The following is a 22,511-nucleotide window of genomic DNA, read 5'->3' as shown; positions in this document are numbered from 1 at the left end:
CTTTTCATTTATGGAGTGTATCGATAAGGTACATCCTCGCTTCATAAGGACGCATTTCTATTTCAGACATGTTATTTGGATAATTGGATATTAGCAACTGCTTAGTCTCTGCCAGCTCTTTCTGAAGTGGGAGATGGGTTGTGTATTTTTGAAAATTACATACTACAAGTAGTTTGGCTCCTTTCAGCGTTCGAGTGTAAGCGAACAAATCTTTATTCTCGGGATACATCAGCTCATAATCCCCATATATGATCACTTCATGATCTTTCCTTAATCGGATTAGTTTCCGATAATAATGGAATATGGATTCAGGGTTATTTAAACTTTCTTGTGCATGGATATCCTTATAATTCGGGTTTATTTTAATCCAAGGGTTCCCTAATGTAAAACCAGCGTTGTCGGAAGCGTCCCACTGCATTGGTGTTCGAGCGTTATCACGCCCCTTTGCAAAGACTGACTCCATAACTTTATCTTCAGGGTATCCTTTCTCAATTCTATCTTTGTAGAAATTTAGTAACTCAATATCCCGATAGTCTTCAATTGGATATTGAACATTCGTCATTCCTAATTCTTCCCCCTGATAAATGTATGGTGTGCCTCGCATGCCATGAAGAAGGGTTGCCAACATTTTAGCCGATTCTATCCTGTATTCTCCGTCATCTCCCCAACGAGAAACGATTCGGGGTAAGTCGTGATTATTCCAAAACAAACTGTTCCAGGCATCCCCCTTCAGCTCTGTCTGCCATTTAGACAACACTTTTTTTAATTCTAGAAAATCTAGAGGCTTAAGATCCCACTTCCCTTTCCCCGCTTGTTCGTCCAAACTAATATGTTCAAATTGAAATACCATTGAGAACTCACTGCCGTCCGGGTTGCTATACAATTTGGCGATCTCTGGCGTAGCGCCCCATGTTTCTCCAACCGTCAGCAGGTCTCCAGCTTTTTGAAACGTCTCCTTGCTGAGTTCCCTGATATACTTATGCAGATTCGGCCCGTTGCTGGTAATTTTCAAATCTGGCTCTTTTCCGATTAAGTCAATTACGTCAAGTCGAAAACCGCCTACACCCTTGCTTATCCACCAATTGATCATTTCGTAAATCTCTTGTCGGACTTTTGGGTTTTCCCAGTTGAGATCCGGCTGTTTTACAGAAAAAAGATGTAAATAATATTGTCCTATCTCGGGTACCCATTCCCATGCTGAACCACCAAAGATGGAACCCAAATCGTTTGGTGGCATTCCTTCAACGCCATCTCTCCAGACATAGTAGTCATGGTACGGATTTTCTTTACTTTTTTTTGCTTCTTGAAACCATGGATGCTCATCGGAAGTATGGTTTAACACCAAATCCATTATGATTCGAATGTCACGTTTCCCAGCCTCATGAATTAACATCCCCATATCATCCAAAGACCCGAACATCGGATCAATATCCCGATAGTCCGAAATATCATAACCAAAATCATCCTGAGGGGATTTACAAACTGGTGATAGCCAAATTGCACCGACACCGAGTTGCTGCAAATAGTCTAGACGGGAAACAATTCCTTTCAAATCGCCGATTCCATCACCATTACTATCTTGAAAACTCCGTGGATATATCTGGTATACAACGATTTCTTTCCACCAATTTTTATTTTCCATTGTTCATTACAACCCTTCCAATCACAAATAGTATTTTTATCTTAATCAAGTCACATCATACAATTACTCTTTTACCGATCCTACAACAATTCCAGTCACAAAATATTTTTGAAGCAGCGGATAAATGAGCAGTAGCGGGATGACAGCGACTACGATTTTTGCCGCATTTAGATTTTTGTTTGAAATTTCAGTCAGGTTGCTGAGTTGTGCTGAGTTGGTGCCGGATTGAAGAAGTTCGGCAATATTCACGTTAAGGGACTGAATATAAGTCATTAGCGGATAATTGCTGACTTGGGTCATATAGATCAAACCGCTAAAGAAATCATTCCACGTTCCCACGATACTGAATAGTGCTACCGTCGCCAGCGCAGGGATGGACACGGGAACATACACTTTGAACAGGACCTGGAGCGGATTCGCCCCATCGATGAATGCTGCTTCTTCTAGCGCCTTAGGTACAGCAGAGAAGAAGTTCATGACAAGGATGACACTGAATATAGGGACAGCTCCCGGTAGAACAAGCGACCAAATTGTATTAAGCATATCGAGGTTTTTGATCAGTAGATAACTCGGGATCATCCCGCCGCTGAACAGCATGGCAAAAATCATGACATTCATATAAATGTTTCTGCCACTAAATTCCCTTTTCGACTTGGAGAGCGGGTATGCCATTAAAATAATAAGAATCATGTTGAGAATAAGTGTAAGCACAACACGTAGAACAGATATGCCAAAGGAACGCCAGAACTGAGCATCATCGATAATTTTCGTATACGCTGCTGTTGTAAAATTGACCGGTATGAGACCTACAGCATTAGCTGACACGGCCTCGCTGCTGCTGAATGAAATCGCAACGATATTCCATAAAGGAAGAAGGCAGATCAATGCCAGCAATATGACGATGGCATTGATGACAAACCGGCCAATTCGATCTTTTAGGCTTACAGAATACGGCATAGGCTTTGCCTCCTTAGAATATTTTTCGGTCGGTGTATTTTTTGGCCAAATGGTTGGCGGACAATAGCAAAACAATACCGATCACTGACTTGAACAGGCCAACAGCCGTACCGAAGCTATACTGTCGCCCAACGAGTCCAATCCGATATACATAAGTATCCAGAATATCCCCCGATTCATAGACAACCGGATTATACAGATTATAAATTTGATCGAAGCCGGCACTCAAAATATTGGTTAGACTCATCACTCCCATGAGCAGGATAATAGGCAGCATACCTGGCAATGTAATATGCCATACTTTTCTCCACCAGCTGGCTCCATCCATTCCTGCCGCTTCATACAGACCCGGATCAATCGAAGTAATTGCAGCCAAATAGACAATGGAACTGTAACCGAACTCCTTCCACACGTCTGTCCCAATAATCAGCGGCTGGAACCAGGTGTTGCTGCCGAGAAAATTAATATTTTCCAGACCGAAAAAAGCCAAAATTTGATTCACAATTCCATCCAAACTGAACATGTTAACAACCACGGATGCTAGAACTACCCAGGATAGAAAGTGTGGCAGATAAACAATTGTCTGTACGGATTTTTTAACGAATTTGATGCGGATCTCATTTAACAAGATGGAAAAAATGATAGCCATCATTGTTCCCAATAGAATCTTGGCAATGGCAATCACCAACGTATTACTAAAAACCTGTGCGATGTCCGGCAGTTTAAACATATAAATAAAATGCTTCAGCCCTACAAATTTGGAGCCAAACATCCCCTTGGCTGGTATATAATCCTGAAACGCCGTAATGACACCGACCATCGGAACATAGCTGAATACCAGTAAAAATAAAATCCCCGGAAGCATCATCAAATGATACATGGCACCCGTGCCCAACCGACCTTTTGCTCTCTCATTTCCCTGTTTCATGGATGGACCCCTTTCCTGAAGAAAGGCTGCTTATCGCAGCCCTTCTAGCAGTTCATGATTGTTTATTTTTCGGATGCAGCCTCGTCTTCAATTTCCTGAATTACCTGGTCACCACCTTGTTTCTTCCAATTGCTAACGAAAGTATCGAAGTAATCCAGAGATTCTGCACCAGTCACGATTTTGATGAAAGATTCCTGCTCCATCTTAGTCAGATTAGCCCATGTCTGTTTCATGCTTGGTGTAGTGCCAGAGAAAGCGGGTGTCATCCAAACGAATTTGTTTTCCCGTGTCAGTTTGTCGATGAGTCCCACTCCGTTGATACGCGAGTGATATTTCGCCCAGGCTGTTACGTTATCCGTATCCATATCGCTCAAGTAGGTTTGAATACTTTTAATATTGTTCTTTGATTCTGTCGTCCGGACCTGATCCAAACTAATCTCCCCTTTAATCCCGCGAACAATGTCAGAGTAATCATCCAGCAGCGAGGTAGCCGAGTTGACTTCAATATTAAAAGGTCTGGTAGAACCGTCTACGCCGTTCTCTTGATACTTGGCGGCTTCTGGCATAGATGTTTCCACATTTTTATCATTTGCCAATTTATCGTAGAAAAGGTTTACTATTTTAACGGCGAGTTCCGGGTGTTCATATCCTTTTCTCACAACGATAAACTGATTGGCTGGATTGGCGTGTGCCACGTTTACCTTTCCGTCTGCATCCTCCAAAGTGTAAGCCGTGAATTTCGCATTCTTATCCATCTGCTTCACGCTGCTGAGACCCCAGTCAGGAATATGCCATGGTCCAAAAGCAATGCCGCTTTGACCGTTGGTGTACAGTGCCGTAATATCATCAAATGTGCGTGTTCCAAATTGCGGGTCGATGAGGCCTCTCTTGAACCAATCTGCCATGACGCCTAACATCTGCTTGGTTTCCTTAGTTGTCGAGCCATAAACAATGCTGCCGTCCTTCCCCTTCAACCAGTATTGAGGGAATGCACCCTTGGTGGAGGCAACTCCGAGCATGGTATAGGCAGAACCATTATAGTCACTTGTATTCAGGGTGTTCACAAAGGGAATACCTACCGGTTTCCCGGATTGGCCAGGATCTCTTTTCAAGAATTCCTCGGCCGTTTTCTCCACATCATCCAGTTTGATGGCCCCGTCTCCGTCTGCGTCAAGTTGGATTCCCAGTAGATCCAGCCAATCCTGACGAACCCAGACCATGGTTGGCGCGGAATCTAGGGAAGTAGCCGGAAGTCCCATTAAACGTCCATCTATCGTCGCACTGTCCAATGCACGGCCCTCATAAGAGTCGTATATGTTCTTGATGTTATCTGTGGCATACTGCTTGTAAATTTCCGTCATATCTTCAATCAGATCATTATCAACCAGTTCTTTGAGTTCATCCTTGGAATCAACACGCATCATGTCAGGCAGTTCTCCAGAGGCGATGGCGAGAGAAACCTGACGGCTGTAATCTTCTCCGTTGGCTTCAAATTGGTCTTTAATCTTAGCGTTAAACTTTTCTTTAACCAGCCGAGTATACGCGTTGTTCTCATACGTATCTCCAGCCGGCAGTTTCGGGTTGGCTGTAGTCACACGCCCCATCGTTACGGTTATTTCGTCTTTATAGGCACTGAATGGGTCTCCCGGTGTTGCCTCATACTTGCCCGCTTCCTCCGCAGTGGGAGGGTTGGAGGAGCCCCCACAGGCTGCAAGGGTTGAAATCACCAGGGCAGACATCGACAGCGCAGCCAGACGTCTCGTCAACAATTTGCTTTTTATGAACCATTTAGTTCTCATCACATTCGATTCCCCTTCGTTCTGAATATTTCTCTATCATTGTTGTTTGCGCTTTCATTATAAAGCTCGGAGAAGACAAATCGAGATAGGGATTGAACGTCTGTTTGGATAGAGGAATGTATGCGGTTTCATTTGGGATCAAAAAGCCAATGTTGGCTTGTAAGCATTTATCCTACCTACCGACATACATTTGTCTATCCTTACTTACTAATCAAAGTGAAGAACAAAAAAACCGGCAGCTCCTGAAACAGGAATCGTCGGCTTGATTAATGGAATTATAAACGTGCTTATAGAATTTATCGTATCACATTCATGATGGTCTTCAGCGATGGTTATGGAGTGCAGTCACCTCCACAGTCACTTGATCGCCCCCTTGTTTCTTCCATTCCTCGACAAATTGATCAAATGAATCGGTCGGTTCAGCGCCTAAAATAATTTTTAAAAATGTATCATGTTCCAGTTTTGATAGTTCACCCCAAGCCTTCTCCATCGTTGGAGTTCGTATATAGGTAAGGCTTCGAACTTTATGGATGTTTGGATCGAAAAAATTTCTTCCGCCTACTAGAAGCGAATAACCCCGCATAAAGCTGTTGCTGTGTTCATTCCAATAGGAAATACCATATTGATCATAAGGCTTCAATTTGGTTTGTTTTATTGTCGAAACCAAATTTTCCAGCAATTTGTATTCAGACTTGTCCTTGAAATCGGCGGGTGTTTTGGTTCCCATCAGAATATCCTGCGCGGCCTTTGTTTCAAATCGTGCTTCATCTGTCGGAGCTAAGAAATTGCGGCCCAGCATAAAACGCGTACCGTACTTGAACTCATCACGAAGGTACAGATTGTTAATTTTTATGATCGCTTCGGGATGAGCATATCCTTTTCGTACCACCAAGAATGAACTTGACGGATTATCCACCTTCACATGGTATGCACCGTTTGCATCCAGTGGGAGTGCGTATGCTTGCCAGTTCGCCTCCGGCTCGTTCTGCCAAGCGCTCGGAAGGGGCCAGTACCCAGCATAAAAACCTTGAAAGAACATCCCCGCCTGACCGTTAATAACTGTTTCTTCCGCTTCTTTGCGGAGACCCAGTTCTGGATCGAGAAGGCCTTTGGCGTACATTTCACACAGTTTGACCAAGGCGTCCTTCGTTTCCGGTAGAACCGAACCGTATACAGGTTTTCCATCTTTGCTCAGCCAATATCCCGGAAAAGATCCATATGCTGCGAAGATTGGCGTTAGATCAAAAGAAAAAGCACTGTTGTTGAAATCGTTATACAGTCCAGTGCTTGAAGCAAGGCCAATCGTATCCCGCTTACTGTTTCCATCTGGGTCATTCTCCACAAAGGCCTTGGCGATAGCTTCCAGATCATCTACCGTTTTCGGCGGTTTCAGTCCAAGACGGTCCAGCCAATCCTGTCGAATCCAGAGCATGCTGAAGTCTTCCGCTGTCACAGAAGGAACAGCCATTATCTTGCCAGCGAAGGTCACTTGTTCCATAGCCAATCCGTTTGTGCTATCAATAATTTTTTTTATTTCCGGTGATGCGCTGCTATTGTATGCCTCGGTTAGATCTTCAATTTCACCAGCCTTGATCATCTCGTTCAGCTGCAGCTGATTTACAATCATGGCATCCGGCAGATCATTGCTGGCGATAGCCAGGTCGATTTTCTGACTCAGATTTCCCTTCGATACCTGCCATAATACCTGGACATCAATGTTAAGGTTTTGTTTAATCACCGTTTTCCATATATTCTTCTCAAGTGTTTCTCCTCCAGAGAGATCCGCGCCTGTTGGGTCTACCGCATATCCCAGTCGGATGGAAACGGGATGTTCATATTTCCCAAATGGATCGGCAGCGGCAGTGTCCGAGATTGTTTTCGTTGGTCCCATTGGCGATTCCCGGAAGTATGGTTTGCTGAAATATACGGTCACTGCAATTAAGCTGACGACAAGAACACATGCAGCCATCTTCTTAATCATCGCTTTCCCCTCTTTCGCCCGGTTTATTGGTCATCTGGGAGAGTACGCTATTTATCCCCTCTGCCGAGGTGTCGATATTCGCTTGGTAGCAGACCTGTCAATTCGCGAAAAATTCGGCTGAAATATTTTTCATCCGTATAACCCACTCGCTCCGCAATCCAGAAAATCGTGTTGTTTGTATTCAATAAATACTCTTTAGACTTCTCTATTCGTATAAATCGGGAGTACTCATTAAAGGTTTTCCCCATCAGATCCTTGAAGCATTGACTGAAATAGCTTCGGCTGATGTTCAGTTGCTGGGACAGACCTGAAGCTGTAAAAGCTTGGTCCAAATCATTGTGCATGATCATAATCGCTTTTTTCACGGCGTCTACAATTTCCTGTGAATACGAAGTCTGTTCATCTGACTTACGAATGCCCTCAGAGGTCTGCTTGATCCACTCTTCTACCTCGTACCAGGATTGAAAAGAATGGATCATTGAGATTCTACCCAGCGTAGTCTGGGCAAAAAGGTGATTCCATTCCATAACTATAGAGTATAGCAATCCCATCAGCTGGCCTTTATGCAGTCTTAGTGATTTGAGCTGTTCAATCAGTTGGTTGTAGTAACTATCGTTGTGGGTCCATGGTGATAGGAACCAACTTTGCTTAATACGATCCATGTCTTCATCCTTCGGTTCTATTGGAAAAGAGTCCTCCACATCCATCGAAACGGCAATGACAGGATCATAAGGGTTGTATGCATAGAATAAGGACGTTTCTGTATAATTCATAATCCAGTTTTGGATTTGCGACCATGTTCGGTCTTGTACATCGGATATAACCAGCAAGGCGCCTTGGGGAACTTGATCCAGGGATTCCTTCAGTTTATGGAACAGCTGATCCTCTACGTCCATGGGTGCCGTCCACATCCAACAGTTCCGTTCAACCTCCCATCGGATCTCGTCTACATTGGATGTCAGTTCAATCGGCCAGCTCTGTCCTGACTTGCGATCCAGTGAAACAAGTGCATACACATGGCGATAATGGACATTGGTCTCACTTAGCAGAGGCAGCTTTCGTCTTGTATTCGCCAGCTCGTCAATCCGAGCATATATTCGATGCAGCACGTGTTCGAATTGCTCCTTCTCGAGCTGAACTTTGGCTATATAGTCGATGGCTCCAAGTCTGAGCGCTTCCTGGATATAATCGAAATCTTGATGCAGTGTTAATACGACAATATGTAGTTCTGGATAGAGCTGCCTTGCAGCTCGCATCAGTTCAATACCTGACATCACCGGCATCGCGAGATCCGTCAACATCAGATCGACCGGTTGGGCTTTCAGAAAATCCAGTGCTTTCAACCCGTTACTTGCTTCTCCTACAACCTCCATATTGAACTCGTTCCACGGCATCGCAGAGCTTATTCCTTTTCGTACTAATTTATCGTCATCCACTATCAATACCTTAATCATCCTCAAACATCTTCTCCTTTGATAGGAAGTATGAGCAGTATACTTGTCCCTGTACCCAATTCACTTTCGATCACCAGTTGTGCTTGATCTCCGTACTGTGCCCTCAACATGCGGTGGACATAATTGAGTCCAATGCCCATCCCTACTTTTTTATGTTCAGTTATACGATTATTCAGAAGTCTTTGAATCGCTTCCTCGGTCATGCCTGCTCCATTATCCTGTATTAAAATATTCAGCGTTTTGGCAAGTGTAACTTCAATTTGAATAAAACCTTCGTCACTCAGTCCATGATAAAGTGAATTTTCAACCAACGGTTGCAAAATAAAACGAGGCACAGGTATTTGAAGCACTTGATCATCCGCTGAAATACGTACGTCAAATTCAAAGTCATATCGAATTTGCTGCAGGATTAGGTACTGTCTTAGCGCATCAATTTCCTCTTCCATCGTGGATACTTGCCCTAATTTACCCAAATTGTAATACAACAGCTTGTTTAAGGATTGCACCAACTTGTCAATCTCCCCTTGTCCGTTCATGACGGCCAGCCAGTGCACAGTATCCAGCGTATTCATCAGAAAGTGAGGATTGATCTGATATAACAATTTTTCCACTTCCAAATCTGCACGAATCTTCTCTTTCTGCTGCACTTCCTTGAACAGGTCGCCGATTTGATGCTGCATATTTGAGAATTCCCCCAACAGAAAATCAAACTCGGGAATTTGAGTGCGGGTCTGGCTGCCTGCCTTTTGTGGATTCTGAGACATTCCGTTAATTTCCGAATGGAACAGACCTAATGGTTTGTAAACCATCTTCCACAGAAGCCAAGCCAGAAATACGGTAAAGCCGAGAAAAAATAAAGCGACCAGCAATATTTGAAGCAACCACTGGTTTTTCTCCTGTTGATACTTAGCCTGCGAAATTACCGATATGACGCTCCAGTTCTGAGTGGAGTCCTCCTTAAACCAATGGTAATCACGGGATATTCCATCTTTTGCAGTACCTTTCGATATGCTGGAGAAATTCTCTCCGACCTTCATCGCTTCTGGAATTTCACTGTAAACAATGTTGCCCTCACCATTCAGGATTAAATGCGATAAAGCTCCTTTGTATTGATTGTAACCCAGTATATCCTGTGTAAGACGAAAGCCGGATTCGATGTAAATATATACATCGTCCCTTTGAGGCAGCTGTACCTTTCGCATAGCAGATAAAACAAGCTGATCATCAAATCGGTTCATACTCATATGGGGACCATAGTACGCAATGCCATATGATTTGGAAAGCACAGGCAAAGACTCGGGAGAAAAACGATCTTTGATGGGAAAGTTAGCGAACTGTGTAGTGCCTTCTTTCTGGAAATAGTATAAGGTCAGACCTATATTCGGATTAGTAAACGTTACGACATTTAACTCATTCTTTAATTCATCTCTAGCCTCAATCAATTCAAATATATTGGAGGAAGGCTTCAAGACTTCATCCAGTTTTTTGCCTATTGTACCACTATAGGATAATTGCTGAGTAACATGATTCAGGTTGGTAATTGAATTTTCCAGTGATGAAGTTACCTGCTGTAGATTGCTCCTAATTCCATCATTGATTTTATTCGCAAAAATGGAATCAATGGTATAGTAAGAAATTGCAAATATACTGATAAAGGGAATAAATGCGCTGAGAAAAAACAATAAAAAGATTCTTTTTTTAAGTGTCATTCCGACCCATTCTCCTTAGGTAAATGAAAGAGCAAGCCCCAGGTTATGAGCTTGCTGTTTATGAATAACAGCTCTATCAATTATCGTCTTCCTCATAGGCAGCGACCTATTTGAAAATTGGCGACATCTTAATCCGATTCAGATTGAAAAAATCAGGATACCTCCATCTCGGTGAGGTCCAATTCTGTTCATAATTATAGATTGATATTCAAATATGTCAAACGCTTTCATGGAATTCATAGAACTTATTCTCTCTTCCTCTTTGCATACATCGACTTGCCGTTTTTAATTGCTCATTGTAGTTGAATTCTCTGCATGTAAAAAAGACTCACTCCGTCTTCAACAAGTGGAATAAGCCTTCTAAGCTTTCAATAACATTTTCTACTCCTAATTCTTACAAATGTTGTTGTTGATCAGGATTGGATGCCAAAGCAACAAATAATTTCTCTCCTTCACTCAGCACTTGTAGAAATTGTTATCTGGCTAAATTGGGAGCAAACACCAGTAACGCGGCCTAACGATTCATATTTTTCCTTCTTACTAACATTTAGCTGTAAATCTCTTGTTCCAGCACCCGATTTACAGCCTTGATAAAGGCAAGATAACCACCATCGGTATCGTGCCGATGAGGAAGAGCCAAAAGCATTGTCTCTTCAACCTGGTTATCGTCTAACTCATAGCTGTTTGTCAGGATTTCTCTGATCTCATCGACGGGTGTACCGAGAGCAAACTTCTGAGCTGCTTTATAGATATCATAGTTCTCATAGATATCCTTCCGTGTCACCTTCTGCAAATCGATAAAATCATATATTTTTTTAACGAAATACAGCACCGCCAGCACAATTGAGATCAGACCCGCAATTGTTAAAATTTCATTCATTCCCCATACCTCTTTCCCTTTCCACTCAGTTGACAGCTTAGCCGATGAAACAGACGAACATGGGAGTGCCCATCTCACATGCCAAACCTCTTTATCCTCTCTACTTCCGAATTCAGCGTAACATTTTCACCATTAGTTTAGGATTAGGGTTTTCATATAGGTATAAAGATCACCTTAAGATTTAGATGACAGATGAAAAATAAAGAGACCATGCTCCAAAAGAGCATGATCTCTAATTACATCATTATAATATGATTACCTAGCCATCATCTCCAACCTGAAGCATACGATAACCAACTCCGATATGTGTTTGAATAAACTTAGTTTGTGATGATGTTTTTTCTATTTTTTTTCTCAGCGTTGCCATAAACACACGCAGGGCAGGAATGTCATAGCTGTGGCTGCCCCAGATTTCATGCAGAATAAAATTATGGGTCAGTACTTTGCCTACATGTTTTGCCAGCAGGCAAAGCAGTTTATATTCGCTTGGGGTCAGATGAATTTCTTCTTCACCAATCCATACGCATCCTGCTGCATAATCAATTCTCAAATTTCCATTAATAAAGCTGGAAGCATCCTTCAGGAGCTTATCACTGTCATTTCGAATTCTTCGTAAACTGACTCGAAGTCTGGCCAGCAGTTCTTCTACACTGAAGGGCTTTGTTAGATAATCGTCCGCTCCAGCATCCAGCGCATCTATTTTATCCCGATCTTCGCTGCGTGCGCTGACCACGATAATAGGCATATTCGACCATGCACGAAGCTTTTTTATGATATCTACACCGTCCATATCCGGCAGCCCCAAATCCAGAATCATTAGGTCCGGCTGCTTGGATACTGCTTCTAAAATCGATGCTTCCCCTGTTTCAGCCGTATGATATTTATAACCCTGTGTCTCCAGGGTTGTCGTAATCAGCTTGCGGATGGGTTTATCGTCCTCCACAACAAGGATAAAAGGTTTATTCATGAACATTCACTTCCTCAGCTTGCAGGGTAAAATAAAAAACCGTCCCTTTAGGGACATTGTCCTTAACACCAATAGTACCTCCATGAGCATTCACAATTGATTTGCACAGAGAAAGCCCCAGCCCTAATCCACGGCGTCCGTCCCCATGAATGTTGTCTGCCGTATAAAACATCTCAAACAGTCTGACCTTGACTTCTTCTGAAGAAATACCGGGGCCATCATCTGAGATTTCTACAACGACTATATGTCTTTCGTGTCTTGCGGAAATCGTGATGTGAGAGCCATCTTGGGTATATTTGATTGCATTATCAATCATATTGATCAATACCTGAACAATAAGTCGGGAGTCCATTCGAGCCATCATCAATTCATCATCCAATTCCGTCTGAATGACATGCTTCACACTGTTGCGATTCACATGAAGCAGAGCCTCCGAAATGACTTCCTCCATTAATTCTGCCTGAAAATTAAGATTTAGAGTACCACCTTCGATTCGACTAATGGACAGCAAATTTTCTACTAAATTGATCAGCCACATGGAATCGTCATATATATCCGTATATAGACCTTTTTTTTGTTCCTCGTTTAGTACCTCTGAGTTTCCAAGAAGAATCCCCGCATTGCCTGAGATGCTGGTAAGAGGAGTGCGTAAATCATGAGAAATGGACCGAAGCAGACTGGCACGGAGTTGCTCCTGCTGGATTTGCATGGAGATCTCTTGTTGTCTTTCGTTCAGTTTTTCTTTCTCCAGCGCCAGCGCGCATTCTCCCAGCATGGCAAGCATTAGGCTATTTTCAAAAACTTCTAAAGGTTCTTCCTCATCCATTACAATAGCTGCCACCGCAAGAACCTGATCTCCTCCACGCACCGCATGATATAGACACTTAGCGCCAAAAAAAGTATCCGTCGTAGCTCCTGCACGCTTGTTGTTTTTATATACCCACTCTGCAACTGCACGTTCGTAGCCTCCTGTGTAGACCCCTGGATCAACTGCAGATTCTTTCTTTGGAAAAAACTGCGGCGCCGACAGTTCCCCTTGGTCAACTGAATAGAAAATGACCATTCTGTCCAACAACTTCACCATTTGATGCGCCATTTCATTAATAATAGCCGGAGAGTCTTTGGCCTGTTGCAATTTCCGGCTTGTTTCCAGAAGCACCTCGGTACGGTAAGCTTTTTGAGCGGATTGCCGAGCCTGCTCTCTTACTCGCATAGTTAGTGTACTCGTCATGAAAGAAGCAGCCAGCATGACCAGAAAGGTGACCGGATAGCCTGAATCATAAGCCTGTAAAGAATAATAAGGCTCGGTAAAGAAATAATTAAACACAAGTACACTCATAACCGAAGAAATGGCGCTATACATTCTGCCCTTGGTCACAATTGCATTTAACAATACCCCTAGAATGTACACGGTGATAATGTTAGCTTCTCGGAATTCCAAATACTTAAACCACAAGCCAATAATTGTGCACACAGCCAAGATAACAATGGTCTTGATAGTATCTGCCAACGACAGCATTGGGTATTTTTCGTAAAAAGGCAATCTTTTATATAAGGAGGACTGAGTATAGGGGATTTGCTCAGCCAGCCTAAGGTTTTCCCTTAACTCCGCTTTATTTTTTGATGTCAATTCTCTCGCTTCTGGTGTTTCCACAAACAACGCGGTGAAATGACCATGAAAAGCTGCCGCCATTCTTGCTGCTGTTCGGATCACTTTCTTATTGGAAGCAGCCGAAGACAGGCAGACCAGAATATGTTCTTTCGTATCAGATTCATTTGTTATCGCCTGCTCACTGATTTGCTCCGCAATTCGGTTTAACTGACTTGCTGTATTACGCAAAGCAATTTCACGTAGAGCCGTCAGCTTCTCCTTGGTAAATAAATGAGCCTGTGTATTCTCCTCCTCAGGATAAATCTTTCCCCTATTCAAACGTCCTATTAAATCATCCGGTTCAATATCGACTAATTCCACCTGATCAGCACTGTCAAATACACTGTCCGGTATGCGTTCGTCAACGGAAATGCCAGTAATGGAGTAAACAATATCCGTTAGGCTTTCGAGCTGTTGAACATTCATCGTCGTATATACATGAATTCCTTCGCGAAGAAGCTCCTCCACATCTTGATATCTTTTTTTATGTCGGCATCCTGCCGCGTTGGTATGGGCCAAATCGTCCAATAATATAAGGTCAGGGCTTCTCTGGAGCGCTTGGTCCAGATCAAATTCCTTAGTTGAGGATTCTTTATTTGAAATTTTGATGTAAGGAAGAAGTTCAAGTCCTTCCAACAGCGCCGCAGTGTATGGCCGGGCATAATGTTCAATATATCCAACTACGATATCTATACCCTCTTTTTGCTCTTCGTGGGCGTCGCTAAGCATCGCACAGGTCTTCCCAACACCTGGTGCATATCCAACATAAACCTTCAATCTTCCTCTTCTTTTCCTTACCGGCAAGTCAGTAATTTGATCAAATATGGACTCGGCATCGTTCTGTTTTGCTGCCATCCTGTGCCCACCCTCTATTATATATCTCTCAATCCTTAGTATATCATGGGCAAAATCAGTACCGTATTACGAATTCGCCTACAGCATTAAGATTGTATTAAGATCCGTTCTTATGTAATAACATCCTTAAAGAAGCCTCAAAATCCTGATTCTATACTAGCTTTCTCAGTGGAAGGATAGCAGCAAAATAATATAAAAAACTTTCTCAAGCTGGCTAAGTGCGAACTTAAATAAGTTTCAGTTTTTTTGAAAAGCCTATACAACAAAAAAAGCCGCCAAAATAGCGACTTTCAATAGGACTATGTTCTTGTCCCTCGACAAATGCTGATCTGAACCGCCAAGCTCAATATTGCATTGCAAAACGACCGAGCCGTAACCTTGCATTAGCGGGTAAAAGAATTCATGCAATGAGATAGGTTTCCCAAAAGCCATTCATACAAGCCGCTCCCCTGGACCTCCCGACCAAGCTGTATTTTCTTTCTTGGAAGTCAACATCTCTTCGCCTGTGCTTTGTGCTTTGGGGAAAGTATAGCTATTGTTCGTTTTCCCTATAGCGTTGCTTGCTGTCACTTCCAGCGTATAGCGGGCACCGGGCAGATCACCCGTGCCTATCGTTAGTTTGTGGTCGGTAGTAAAAAACCGCCGTTCAGTCTCTAAGTACCACTGTCGACATCGGTGTAATTGAGCATCTCCTGACTATCCCCTTGGAATGTTCCTTCCGGTTTATCGATCGGAACCGTCGGTTTTGTCCCATTGGGATTTTGCGGAGTAATCCGTCCTTCCTTGATCCATCTCTCGCCACTTACGGCATATCCAGGCATTTGCGATCCGGGTATCTGATTTCCACTTGAGTTGAATATGACCTTCGCCTGCGTCCAGTCCGGGGCCCTATACACGAACCAGCCATTGCCTTCATCCTGCATGGCCACGCCCGGCCAAGCAGAGCCTTCCCTGAGCGGAGTCATGGAATCATCGTAGTAGTAGATGTTCGGTACTCCCCAGCCGGAAGGCTTGTAGAAATGAACGGTCATGCCCGAGCTCGGTTCCTCCTTCGTATACCTGAACATCTTCTCTGTTTGACCAGACAAATTCGCGGCGACTATTTTCAGAACAAACGTCGATCCGATTGGAGTTCCAGCGCCAATGCTGACCATATCTCCCGAACTGAACGGAGTCACCGGCCCCCCGTTCAAAGTGTAGGTTGCCGAGTCTGCATTGGAATAGTTCATTCTCACGTTAACAGAATCTGTGAAAAAGGCTCCTTCCCCAGGATCGACGGATACTGACGGAGTTTGTTGCGCTGCGCTATACAGTACGGCGATCCTGCCTCCGTCCAGATGGCCGGTAATTCTGCCGTTCGACACCGTAAACGATCCACCACCATTGGCCTTGTTCTGGTAAACGCCGTCCTCCAGTCTGGTAGGGGAGTTGATTTGAGCATTGCCTCCAAGATTCACAATCGTCATGCCTTTGGTTCCGCGTTCAACCTGCATAATTTGATTCCCTTGCGTCCTAATGTATTCGTCTTGACCTACCATGGCATTGTGGAACTTGTTAATGGCAACGACGTCCGGGTCCTTCCAGAGCGTATTCCCCGCATCGCCGAGCCGATTCGCAAATTTCCCACCTCCTGTCGGTCTGTTGAAGAACAGAGAGGTCGTCTCCGCCCGGGAGGCGATGATTGCCCAGCCCATTTTGATTTGCCAATCGTTCAACCCCGTCGATTCGCTGTTGTCGTTGGCATAAGTGTCATGCGATTCGACCCAGGTAACTAATTTGGAGGGGCTTACATTATTAGCGTTAAAAGATTTGGCCGCATCAACATTGATGCCACCGTGATAACCAACGGCGCTTCTGACACTGTCCCCATAGCTGGAGGCGGCCAAGCTGAGGTAATTGGCATAGCCGGCAAAGTTGTCAGCTCCACCTTGAAGCACTTCTCCGTAATTAAACAGTCTATCTTTATTGTTTAACGAACCCAGTACCCGGGGCCAGAAGTTGGAGCCCCCCGGATCGTTGGGCAACTCAATATGCTTGGCGGCGTCGAATCTGAAGCCGTCGGCGCCCAAGGAAATGGCGTCATTCAGGAAGCCGATAATGATATCTTGCAATTCCTGATTAGACGTGTTGAGGTCGGGCAGACCAATTCCCCACTGTGTGACTTGCCAACGGTCATTCCAGTTTTCCACACCTCTGGCCTCATGCCAGAAATAGCTGTTATTCTTGATTGCCGAATCAACATTATGCGCCGGCTGATACTGCTGATTTCCACCGCCCGCATTCCCCGTATGATTGGCGACAACATCAACAATGATACTTATGCCGTATTTATCCGCTTCCTGGCAAAGCTGTCTGAAATCATCCCTGCTTCCCAATTGAGAGTTGCCGATTTTAAAGTTGATGGGCTGGTACAAAATCCACCACTTGCTGCCTTCTGTCAACCCTTCCTTGCTGGCTTGGATTGGCGAAGTTTGCACCGCTTTAAATCCCGCCTGAGCCAGTTCCGGAAGGTTTCTGGTGATGTTGTCAAAAGACCAGTTCCACGCATGAAAAATAAGACCATCCTTCGTTCTTTCCGGGAGTTCGTAGTTTGCGACAGCCGATAGCTTCGCATCCGAACCTCCTAACTGCCGAACATCGGCATTCGCCTGTGCTTCGGGAGTAAAGCCATTCGTTTGCAACAACAATACGACAAAGAGAACGATACTCCAGGTACGCCTCAAGATGGGGCTTGTCTTCCTCCTCATACTAAACTCTCCTTTTAAATTTTATTTTACAACCAACCTCTCTTGAGAGATTAGGAGTAAATAAAAGAGGGCAAAACAACATGTATACGCTTCCAAAAAGGGCAATCGTTTGCACATAATTGAGCTCAACGACATGATTTCATTTATTTGACAATTTGTCAATGCTTATATTAAAGATAAATTTCCAACGGCCTTTTTTCCCCCTCATTATTATTCACTGTGCCTTCAAGACTTTTTGGACGTTGACTTCAATTACGAACTGGTTTTCTTAGATTTGAATAATGTCCCTGCAATTGCATTGACTAGTAAAAGTATGGTTGATATAATCATAAAAGGAAAAATCATTGGCATAGTGCCCTGTGGATGTTTTTTTCATATTTTCTTTTGTAAGCGCGTACAATGATTTATTTCCCTACATACCATGGAGGAGGCGATCAATGAATCTATTTTATCCAAATAAATGCCTTTCTTTTTTTTACTTTTAATGCAACCGGTTGCAAAATCCATTCCACTAAATATTATCAGGAGGTTGTTAACTTGCTAAGAAAAAAAACTGGGAGTTTTATTTCTTGGTTGATTATTTTATCGCTTTGCTTCAACTTCTTCGGCTTACCCGGCGTAGCTTCGAGTAACAACGATTATACAGCCACCTACACGAATTCCACAGCGACTGCTCTTCCATCGACAACCGCTTCGATCACGTCTACCGTTACCGCAACGTATACACCTACCACAACAACTAAATCAACTCAAACTGGGTTAACGGTTCACTTTAAGAAACCTTCAAGCTGGAATTCAGCGATTCGAATCCATTACTGGAACCTGAATCCGGCAAGCGTTCCGATAAGCGGGGCGTGGCCGGGAATCCTGATGAAGTCGGATGGAAATGACTGGTACAGCTACACCATTGCCGATGCCACAGGCTCAAGCCTCATTTTCAATGACAGTAGCGGCAAACAAACGGCCGACTTGTCCCGCAGTGTGAAAGAGGGCTGGTATTACACAGATAACACATGGTATGATGTCAGCCCGGAAATGCCTAAAATTCCGGCGATTTCCGCCTCTCCTGTACCCAAAACATATGATTCGTCCCAAACGGTGACGCTTTCCAGCACCAGCAGTGATGATAAGATTTACTATACGATAGATGGTTCGACACCTACGACATCCTCGACCTTGTATACCTCTCCAATCCAAGTTGCTTCCTCTTTGACCATTAAGGCCTTCGGTATCAACTCAATCGGTCAAACTGGAAATGCATCCTCTTTTGATTATGTAATTGACCTGAATGCAGATCTGCAAGCTCCGACAATCACAGCGAATTTGCCTGCCGGGCATTCTGATTCCTCGGTGACTGTATCCTTTAACCTGAAAGATAACAAGGCGGCAACGACCAAGGCATACTATACGGAGGATGGTACAGAACCAACCACAAGCTCAAAAGTCTATATTCTCGGCAACGCACTGACCGGATTGACTGGACCGTCTATTCTTATCTCCAAGACTACGACATTAAAATTTCTCGTTATAGACGGCGCTGGTAATCAAACCAAGCAGAGCTTTGTTTATAATATTGGAAATAAGAAGGATTTTCGGGAAGACACCATCTATTTCGTGATTACTTCTCGGTTCTATGACGGTGATCCGAGCAACAACGTGCACGCATGGGATGATGGAAAGGCGCGCAATCCAGATTCGGACCCGGCTTGGAGAGGAGACTTTAAGGGGCTGATTCAAAAGCTCGATTATATCAAAGCCCTCGGATTCAGCGCCATCTGGATTACACCTGTTGTGCAAAATGCCAGCGGTTATGATTACCATGGTTACCATGCTTTAAATTTTGCCAAAGTAGACCCACGGTATGAATCGGCGGGAGCTTCTTATCAGGATTTGATCAATGCAGCCCATGCCAAAGGGCTGAAGGTTATTCAGGACATCGTCGTCAATCATACGGGTAATTTCGGTGAAGAGAATCTGTACCCCATGTTCAAGAAAGATCCGGCTAAACCGGATACTGCTAACAACTTGGTGAAAACTACGGATAAGCTGCCACCAAACTATGATACTATGACACCCGATCAGCAGTATCAGGCAAGGCTCGCCTTAATGAAGAACGAGGGAACGAACAATAACATTTACCATACAGAGAAAAGTCTTTCCTGGGAATCCTATACGGTTCAGACTGGTCAGATAGCGGGAGATTGCGTGGATTTGAACACGGAAAACCCTGCAGTTAACAAATATTTAATTGATACCTACAATCACTATATTGACATGGGTGTTGACGCTTTCCGTGTCGATACGGTGAAGCATGTGAGCCGGTATATTTTCAATAAATACTATATTCCTGCCTGGAAAACAAGAGGCGGCTCGGATTTCTATATTTTTGGAGAAGTAGCCACACGTTACAGAGATGTTTGGAACAGTGGAATTCCGGCGATCTCGACGCCATTCTATACTTGGAAAAGCTCGAAATCGTATCCGGGCGATGGAAAGAATGACTACGCCTCCAATAAAGCGTCAGTTGAACAAGAGTGGACGGACAACTCTACTACAGCAGGACAGCCAACCTCGAACAATGCTCTCTTAAACGGAAATACCTATCATACGCCTGACTATTCGATGAAATCGGGCATGGATGTGATTGATTTTCCAATGCATTGGGCATTCAAGACCGCGCATGAAGCATTCAATATGAGAAGTGGCGACCAATACTATAATGATGCTACGTGGAATGTAACCTATGTCGACTCGCATGACTATGCTCCTGACCAGGCTCCGGAAAATCAAAGATTCGCGGGCACACAGGACACTTGGGCTGAGAATCTCGATCTGATGTTCACCTTCCGCGGAATACCCGCTATCTTCTACGGCTCCGAAATCGAGTTTCAAAAAGGGGCAACTATTGATACAGGTCCAAACGCACCGCTAAGCAAAACGGGACGAGCATATTTCGGCGATCACGTGGAAGGCAATGTTACGGTACAAGATTACGGCAAATACACAAATGCTACTGGCACGCTTGCGGAATCGCTCAACCATCCTCTGGCGAAACATATCAGACAGCTTAATTTAATCAGAAGAGCTGTTCCCGCCTTGCAAAAAGGCCAGTATTCCACAGAGAATGTGTCGGGCAATCTGGCGTTTAAGAGAAGATATACCGACAGTGCCAAAGGCATTGACAGCTTTGCATTGGTCACGATTTCAGGAAACGCCACGTTTACCGGAATTCCGAACGGAACCTATGTGGATGCGGTGACCGGTGATTCCAAAACCGTTACTGATGGCAAGATTACCCTGACATGCTCCGGCAAAGGAAATGCAAGGGTATATGTATTGAATGGTAGAGGTGGAATTGGAGAAACGGGAACCTATCTGAAGTAAACGGTAGTATGTCTTAGATAACTGAAGCAACCTCAGTTCGGTATTGCACTGTGCTAAGGTTGCTTCCAATTAAAAAGTATATCTAAGAGAGAGAGTCAGGATATTGCTCTGAACTAAATTTTTAACGGATGGGAGTGAACCAAGATGCCCCAACGACAGCTTCTATGTGCGTAAATTCTTCCGTATATTTAATGACCAACAACCATCAAGTATTAGTGGGTTATCCCGCCCCTAGAACTTATAAAGCGTGAGCACGTACCCTGCTCTCTTGTCCATTCCGTTGTTGTTTATCCCCCCTGCATTGCTCCCCGAAGGATAGAGGCTATCAGACGCTTAATGAATGAAAAAAATGATTTAGATGGTCGGCAAACAATTTAGGATTTTCCATAGCGGCGAAATGACCGCCTTTATTCGCTTTCTCCCAGTACGTAATATTATAGACGCGTTCTACCCAGCTTCGGGGAGGCGTGGGCAGCTCCTTGGGAAATAAGGAAACCCCTGTTGGAACAGTAACACGCTGACCTTCGGTGAAATGCAGTTTATTATTCACGCGATCCCGAGACCCACGACTGTTGGATAACATCTTTTGTGTACGTACATGGTATAGAATTCGCGCAGGTCAGTGTTATGGAACTGGATCGTAAATTTACAGATATTGATTTTGAACTAGTGCAATTTCTTTGTGAGCTGGTTTCGGTAGAATTGCAAAAGAACGACTTTTATAATTGTAATCAAGGAATGATGCATAGCTTTTTGCTTTCCGAACTGCTCACAGGCGAGCTCAATGATGCTAATGTCATCGCAATGCGACTGGCTCATCTGGAATGGACGCGTACACCTTACCTGAGAGTGATGACCTTGACAGACCTCAAGAACGGCTTTTTTGACGGGAAAGTTCAGTTAGTTGCACAGCATATGATCCAATTGCTACCGGATAGCCGCTGGATCGTATATCAGGGACGTATTGTGTTTCTCATTTCCCTCGTTGATTCATCCTGTAAAATCATTGCTGAAGAAAAACGATTTCTGGAATTTTTCCAAGTAAACGTTCTAACTGCTTCGCTGAGTAACTGCTTTAGTCATTTAACTTTTTTGCGAAAATATTATAAGCAATGCCTAACCACCGTCGAGATTGGTTTCCAACTTAATTCAAACAAGCCAGTGTATATGTATGAGGACTATCTCTTCGAGCATATTGGAAAGATCATATCGGAACAGAACGATCTCGCTGACTTCTGCCATCCAGTTATCCAAAAGTTAATTGCTTATGACAATGGCCACAAAACAAGTTTACTGCCCACCCTTGAAGCCTATCTTCAATATGTGGACACTCCAAATCTTGCTGCTAAAACACTTTTTATTCATAGAAATACTTTGTTCTATCGAATCAACAGGATACGTGAACTTTTCGAGATTGATCTAAGCGATGGTGATATTCACCTGAAGCTTCAAATGACTCTTCATTTTCTAAAACTGAAAACACAACGCGGCGATCCTCAAGATCAGTGATAGAAGGCTAAGAATATGCAAAAAAACATGCAGACAAAATTTCTTGTC

At 43.7% G+C, this 22,511-nt stretch carries 13 protein-coding genes and 1 pseudogene; 2 read left to right on the top strand and 12 right to left on the bottom strand.

The annotated features are described in order from the left end of the window. Positions 1-4: 4 nt before the first annotated feature. From MKY16_RS11585 to MKY16_RS11530, 12 genes and pseudogenes are all read right to left on the bottom strand, one after another. Positions 5-1,642: a glycoside hydrolase family 13 protein gene (locus MKY16_RS11585; RefSeq protein WP_340955388.1), complete on the bottom strand. Its 1,638-nt coding sequence runs from the start codon at positions 1,640-1,642 to the stop codon at positions 5-7. 63 nt (positions 1,643-1,705) lie between these two features. Further along, positions 1,706-2,599, bottom strand: coding sequence for a carbohydrate ABC transporter permease (locus tag MKY16_RS11580; protein WP_340955386.1), 894 nt, complete (start codon positions 2,597-2,599; stop codon positions 1,706-1,708). 13 nt (positions 2,600-2,612) lie between these two features. After that, positions 2,613-3,527: an ABC transporter permease gene (locus MKY16_RS11575; protein WP_039274897.1), complete on the bottom strand. Its 915-nt coding sequence runs from the start codon at positions 3,525-3,527 to the stop codon at positions 2,613-2,615. A gap of 62 nt (positions 3,528-3,589) precedes the next feature. Beyond that, positions 3,590-5,326 carry a sugar ABC transporter substrate-binding protein gene (locus tag MKY16_RS11570; protein WP_039274898.1) on the bottom strand — a complete coding sequence of 579 codons (1,737 nt, stop codon included), beginning with the start codon at positions 5,324-5,326 and terminating at the stop codon, positions 3,590-3,592. Between the two features lie 322 nt (positions 5,327-5,648). Next, complete coding sequence (locus MKY16_RS11565) at positions 5,649-7,307, bottom strand: extracellular solute-binding protein (protein ID WP_340955385.1); 1,659 nt, start codon at positions 7,305-7,307, stop codon at positions 5,649-5,651. Between the two features lie 47 nt (positions 7,308-7,354). Continuing rightward, positions 7,355-8,761, bottom strand: a complete 1,407-nt coding sequence (locus MKY16_RS11560; protein ID WP_340955384.1) for a response regulator transcription factor — start codon at positions 8,759-8,761, stop codon at positions 7,355-7,357. Between the two features lie 2 nt (positions 8,762-8,763). Beyond that, positions 8,764-10,470, bottom strand: coding sequence for a sensor histidine kinase (locus tag MKY16_RS11555; protein WP_340955383.1), 1,707 nt, complete (start codon positions 10,468-10,470; stop codon positions 8,764-8,766). 547 nt (positions 10,471-11,017) lie between these two features. After that, positions 11,018-11,350 carry a hypothetical protein gene (locus MKY16_RS11550; RefSeq protein WP_340955381.1) on the bottom strand — a complete coding sequence of 111 codons (333 nt, stop codon included), beginning with the start codon at positions 11,348-11,350 and terminating at the stop codon, positions 11,018-11,020. 259 nt (positions 11,351-11,609) lie between these two features. Then, positions 11,610-12,317 carry a response regulator gene (locus MKY16_RS11545; RefSeq protein WP_029515325.1) on the bottom strand — a complete coding sequence of 236 codons (708 nt, stop codon included), beginning with the start codon at positions 12,315-12,317 and terminating at the stop codon, positions 11,610-11,612. Continuing rightward, positions 12,310-14,823: a sensor histidine kinase KdpD gene (locus MKY16_RS11540; RefSeq protein WP_340955379.1), complete on the bottom strand. Its 2,514-nt coding sequence runs from the start codon at positions 14,821-14,823 to the stop codon at positions 12,310-12,312. Before MKY16_RS11540 ends, MKY16_RS11545 begins: the two co-directional genes overlap by 8 nt. A 315-nt stretch (positions 14,824-15,138) precedes the next feature. Continuing rightward, positions 15,139-15,255: pseudogene (locus MKY16_RS11535) on the bottom strand (hypothetical protein); the annotation flags it as partial. Positions 15,256-15,476: 221 nt separating this feature from the next. Continuing rightward, positions 15,477-17,570 (bottom strand): starch-binding protein, encoded by a 2,094-nt coding sequence (locus MKY16_RS11530; RefSeq protein ID WP_318628322.1) that lies wholly within the window; start codon positions 17,568-17,570, stop codon positions 15,477-15,479. 537 nt (positions 17,571-18,107) lie between these two features. Here MKY16_RS11530 and MKY16_RS11525 point away from each other — a divergent pair. Further along, positions 18,108-20,954, top strand: coding sequence for an alpha-amylase family glycosyl hydrolase (locus MKY16_RS11525; RefSeq protein WP_340955377.1), 2,847 nt, complete (start codon positions 18,108-18,110; stop codon positions 20,952-20,954). Positions 20,955-21,542: 588 nt separating this feature from the next. After that, positions 21,543-22,463 (top strand): PucR family transcriptional regulator, encoded by a 921-nt coding sequence (locus MKY16_RS11520; protein WP_340955375.1) that lies wholly within the window; start codon positions 21,543-21,545, stop codon positions 22,461-22,463. Positions 22,464-22,511: the final 48 nt, after the last annotated feature.

The organism is Paenibacillus sp. FSL L8-0641 (genome assembly GCF_038006265.1).
GTDB lineage: Bacteria > Bacillota > Bacilli > Paenibacillales > Paenibacillaceae > Paenibacillus > Paenibacillus polymyxa_D.
This window is presented reverse-complemented; position numbering and strand designations above follow the sequence as displayed.

Bases quoted from the DNA above. Each gene is read 5' to 3' on its own strand.
- MKY16_RS11560 (WP_340955384.1), bottom strand. From the start codon at position 8,761: ATGATTAAGGTATTGATAGTGGATGACGATAAATTAGTACGAAAAGGA.
- MKY16_RS11575 (WP_039274897.1), bottom strand. From the start codon at position 3,527: ATGAAACAGGGAAATGAGAGAGCAAAAGGTCGGTTGGGCACGGGTGCC.
- MKY16_RS11545 (WP_029515325.1), bottom strand. From the start codon at position 12,317: ATGAATAAACCTTTTATCCTTGTTGTGGAGGACGATAAACCCATCCGC.
- MKY16_RS11550 (WP_340955381.1), bottom strand. From the start codon at position 11,350: ATGAATGAAATTTTAACAATTGCGGGTCTGATCTCAATTGTGCTGGCG.
- MKY16_RS11565 (WP_340955385.1), bottom strand. From the start codon at position 7,307: ATGATTAAGAAGATGGCTGCATGTGTTCTTGTCGTCAGCTTAATTGCA.
- MKY16_RS11580 (WP_340955386.1), bottom strand. From the start codon at position 2,599: ATGCCGTATTCTGTAAGCCTAAAAGATCGAATTGGCCGGTTTGTCATC.
- MKY16_RS11570 (WP_039274898.1), bottom strand. From the start codon at position 5,326: ATGAGAACTAAATGGTTCATAAAAAGCAAATTGTTGACGAGACGTCTG.
- MKY16_RS11555 (WP_340955383.1), bottom strand. From the start codon at position 10,470: ATGACACTTAAAAAAAGAATCTTTTTATTGTTTTTTCTCAGCGCATTT.
- MKY16_RS11585 (WP_340955388.1), bottom strand. From the start codon at position 1,642: ATGGAAAATAAAAATTGGTGGAAAGAAATCGTTGTATACCAGATATAT.
- MKY16_RS11530 (WP_318628322.1), bottom strand. From the start codon at position 17,570: ATGAGGAGGAAGACAAGCCCCATCTTGAGGCGTACCTGGAGTATCGTT.
- MKY16_RS11540 (WP_340955379.1), bottom strand. From the start codon at position 14,823: ATGGCAGCAAAACAGAACGATGCCGAGTCCATATTTGATCAAATTACT.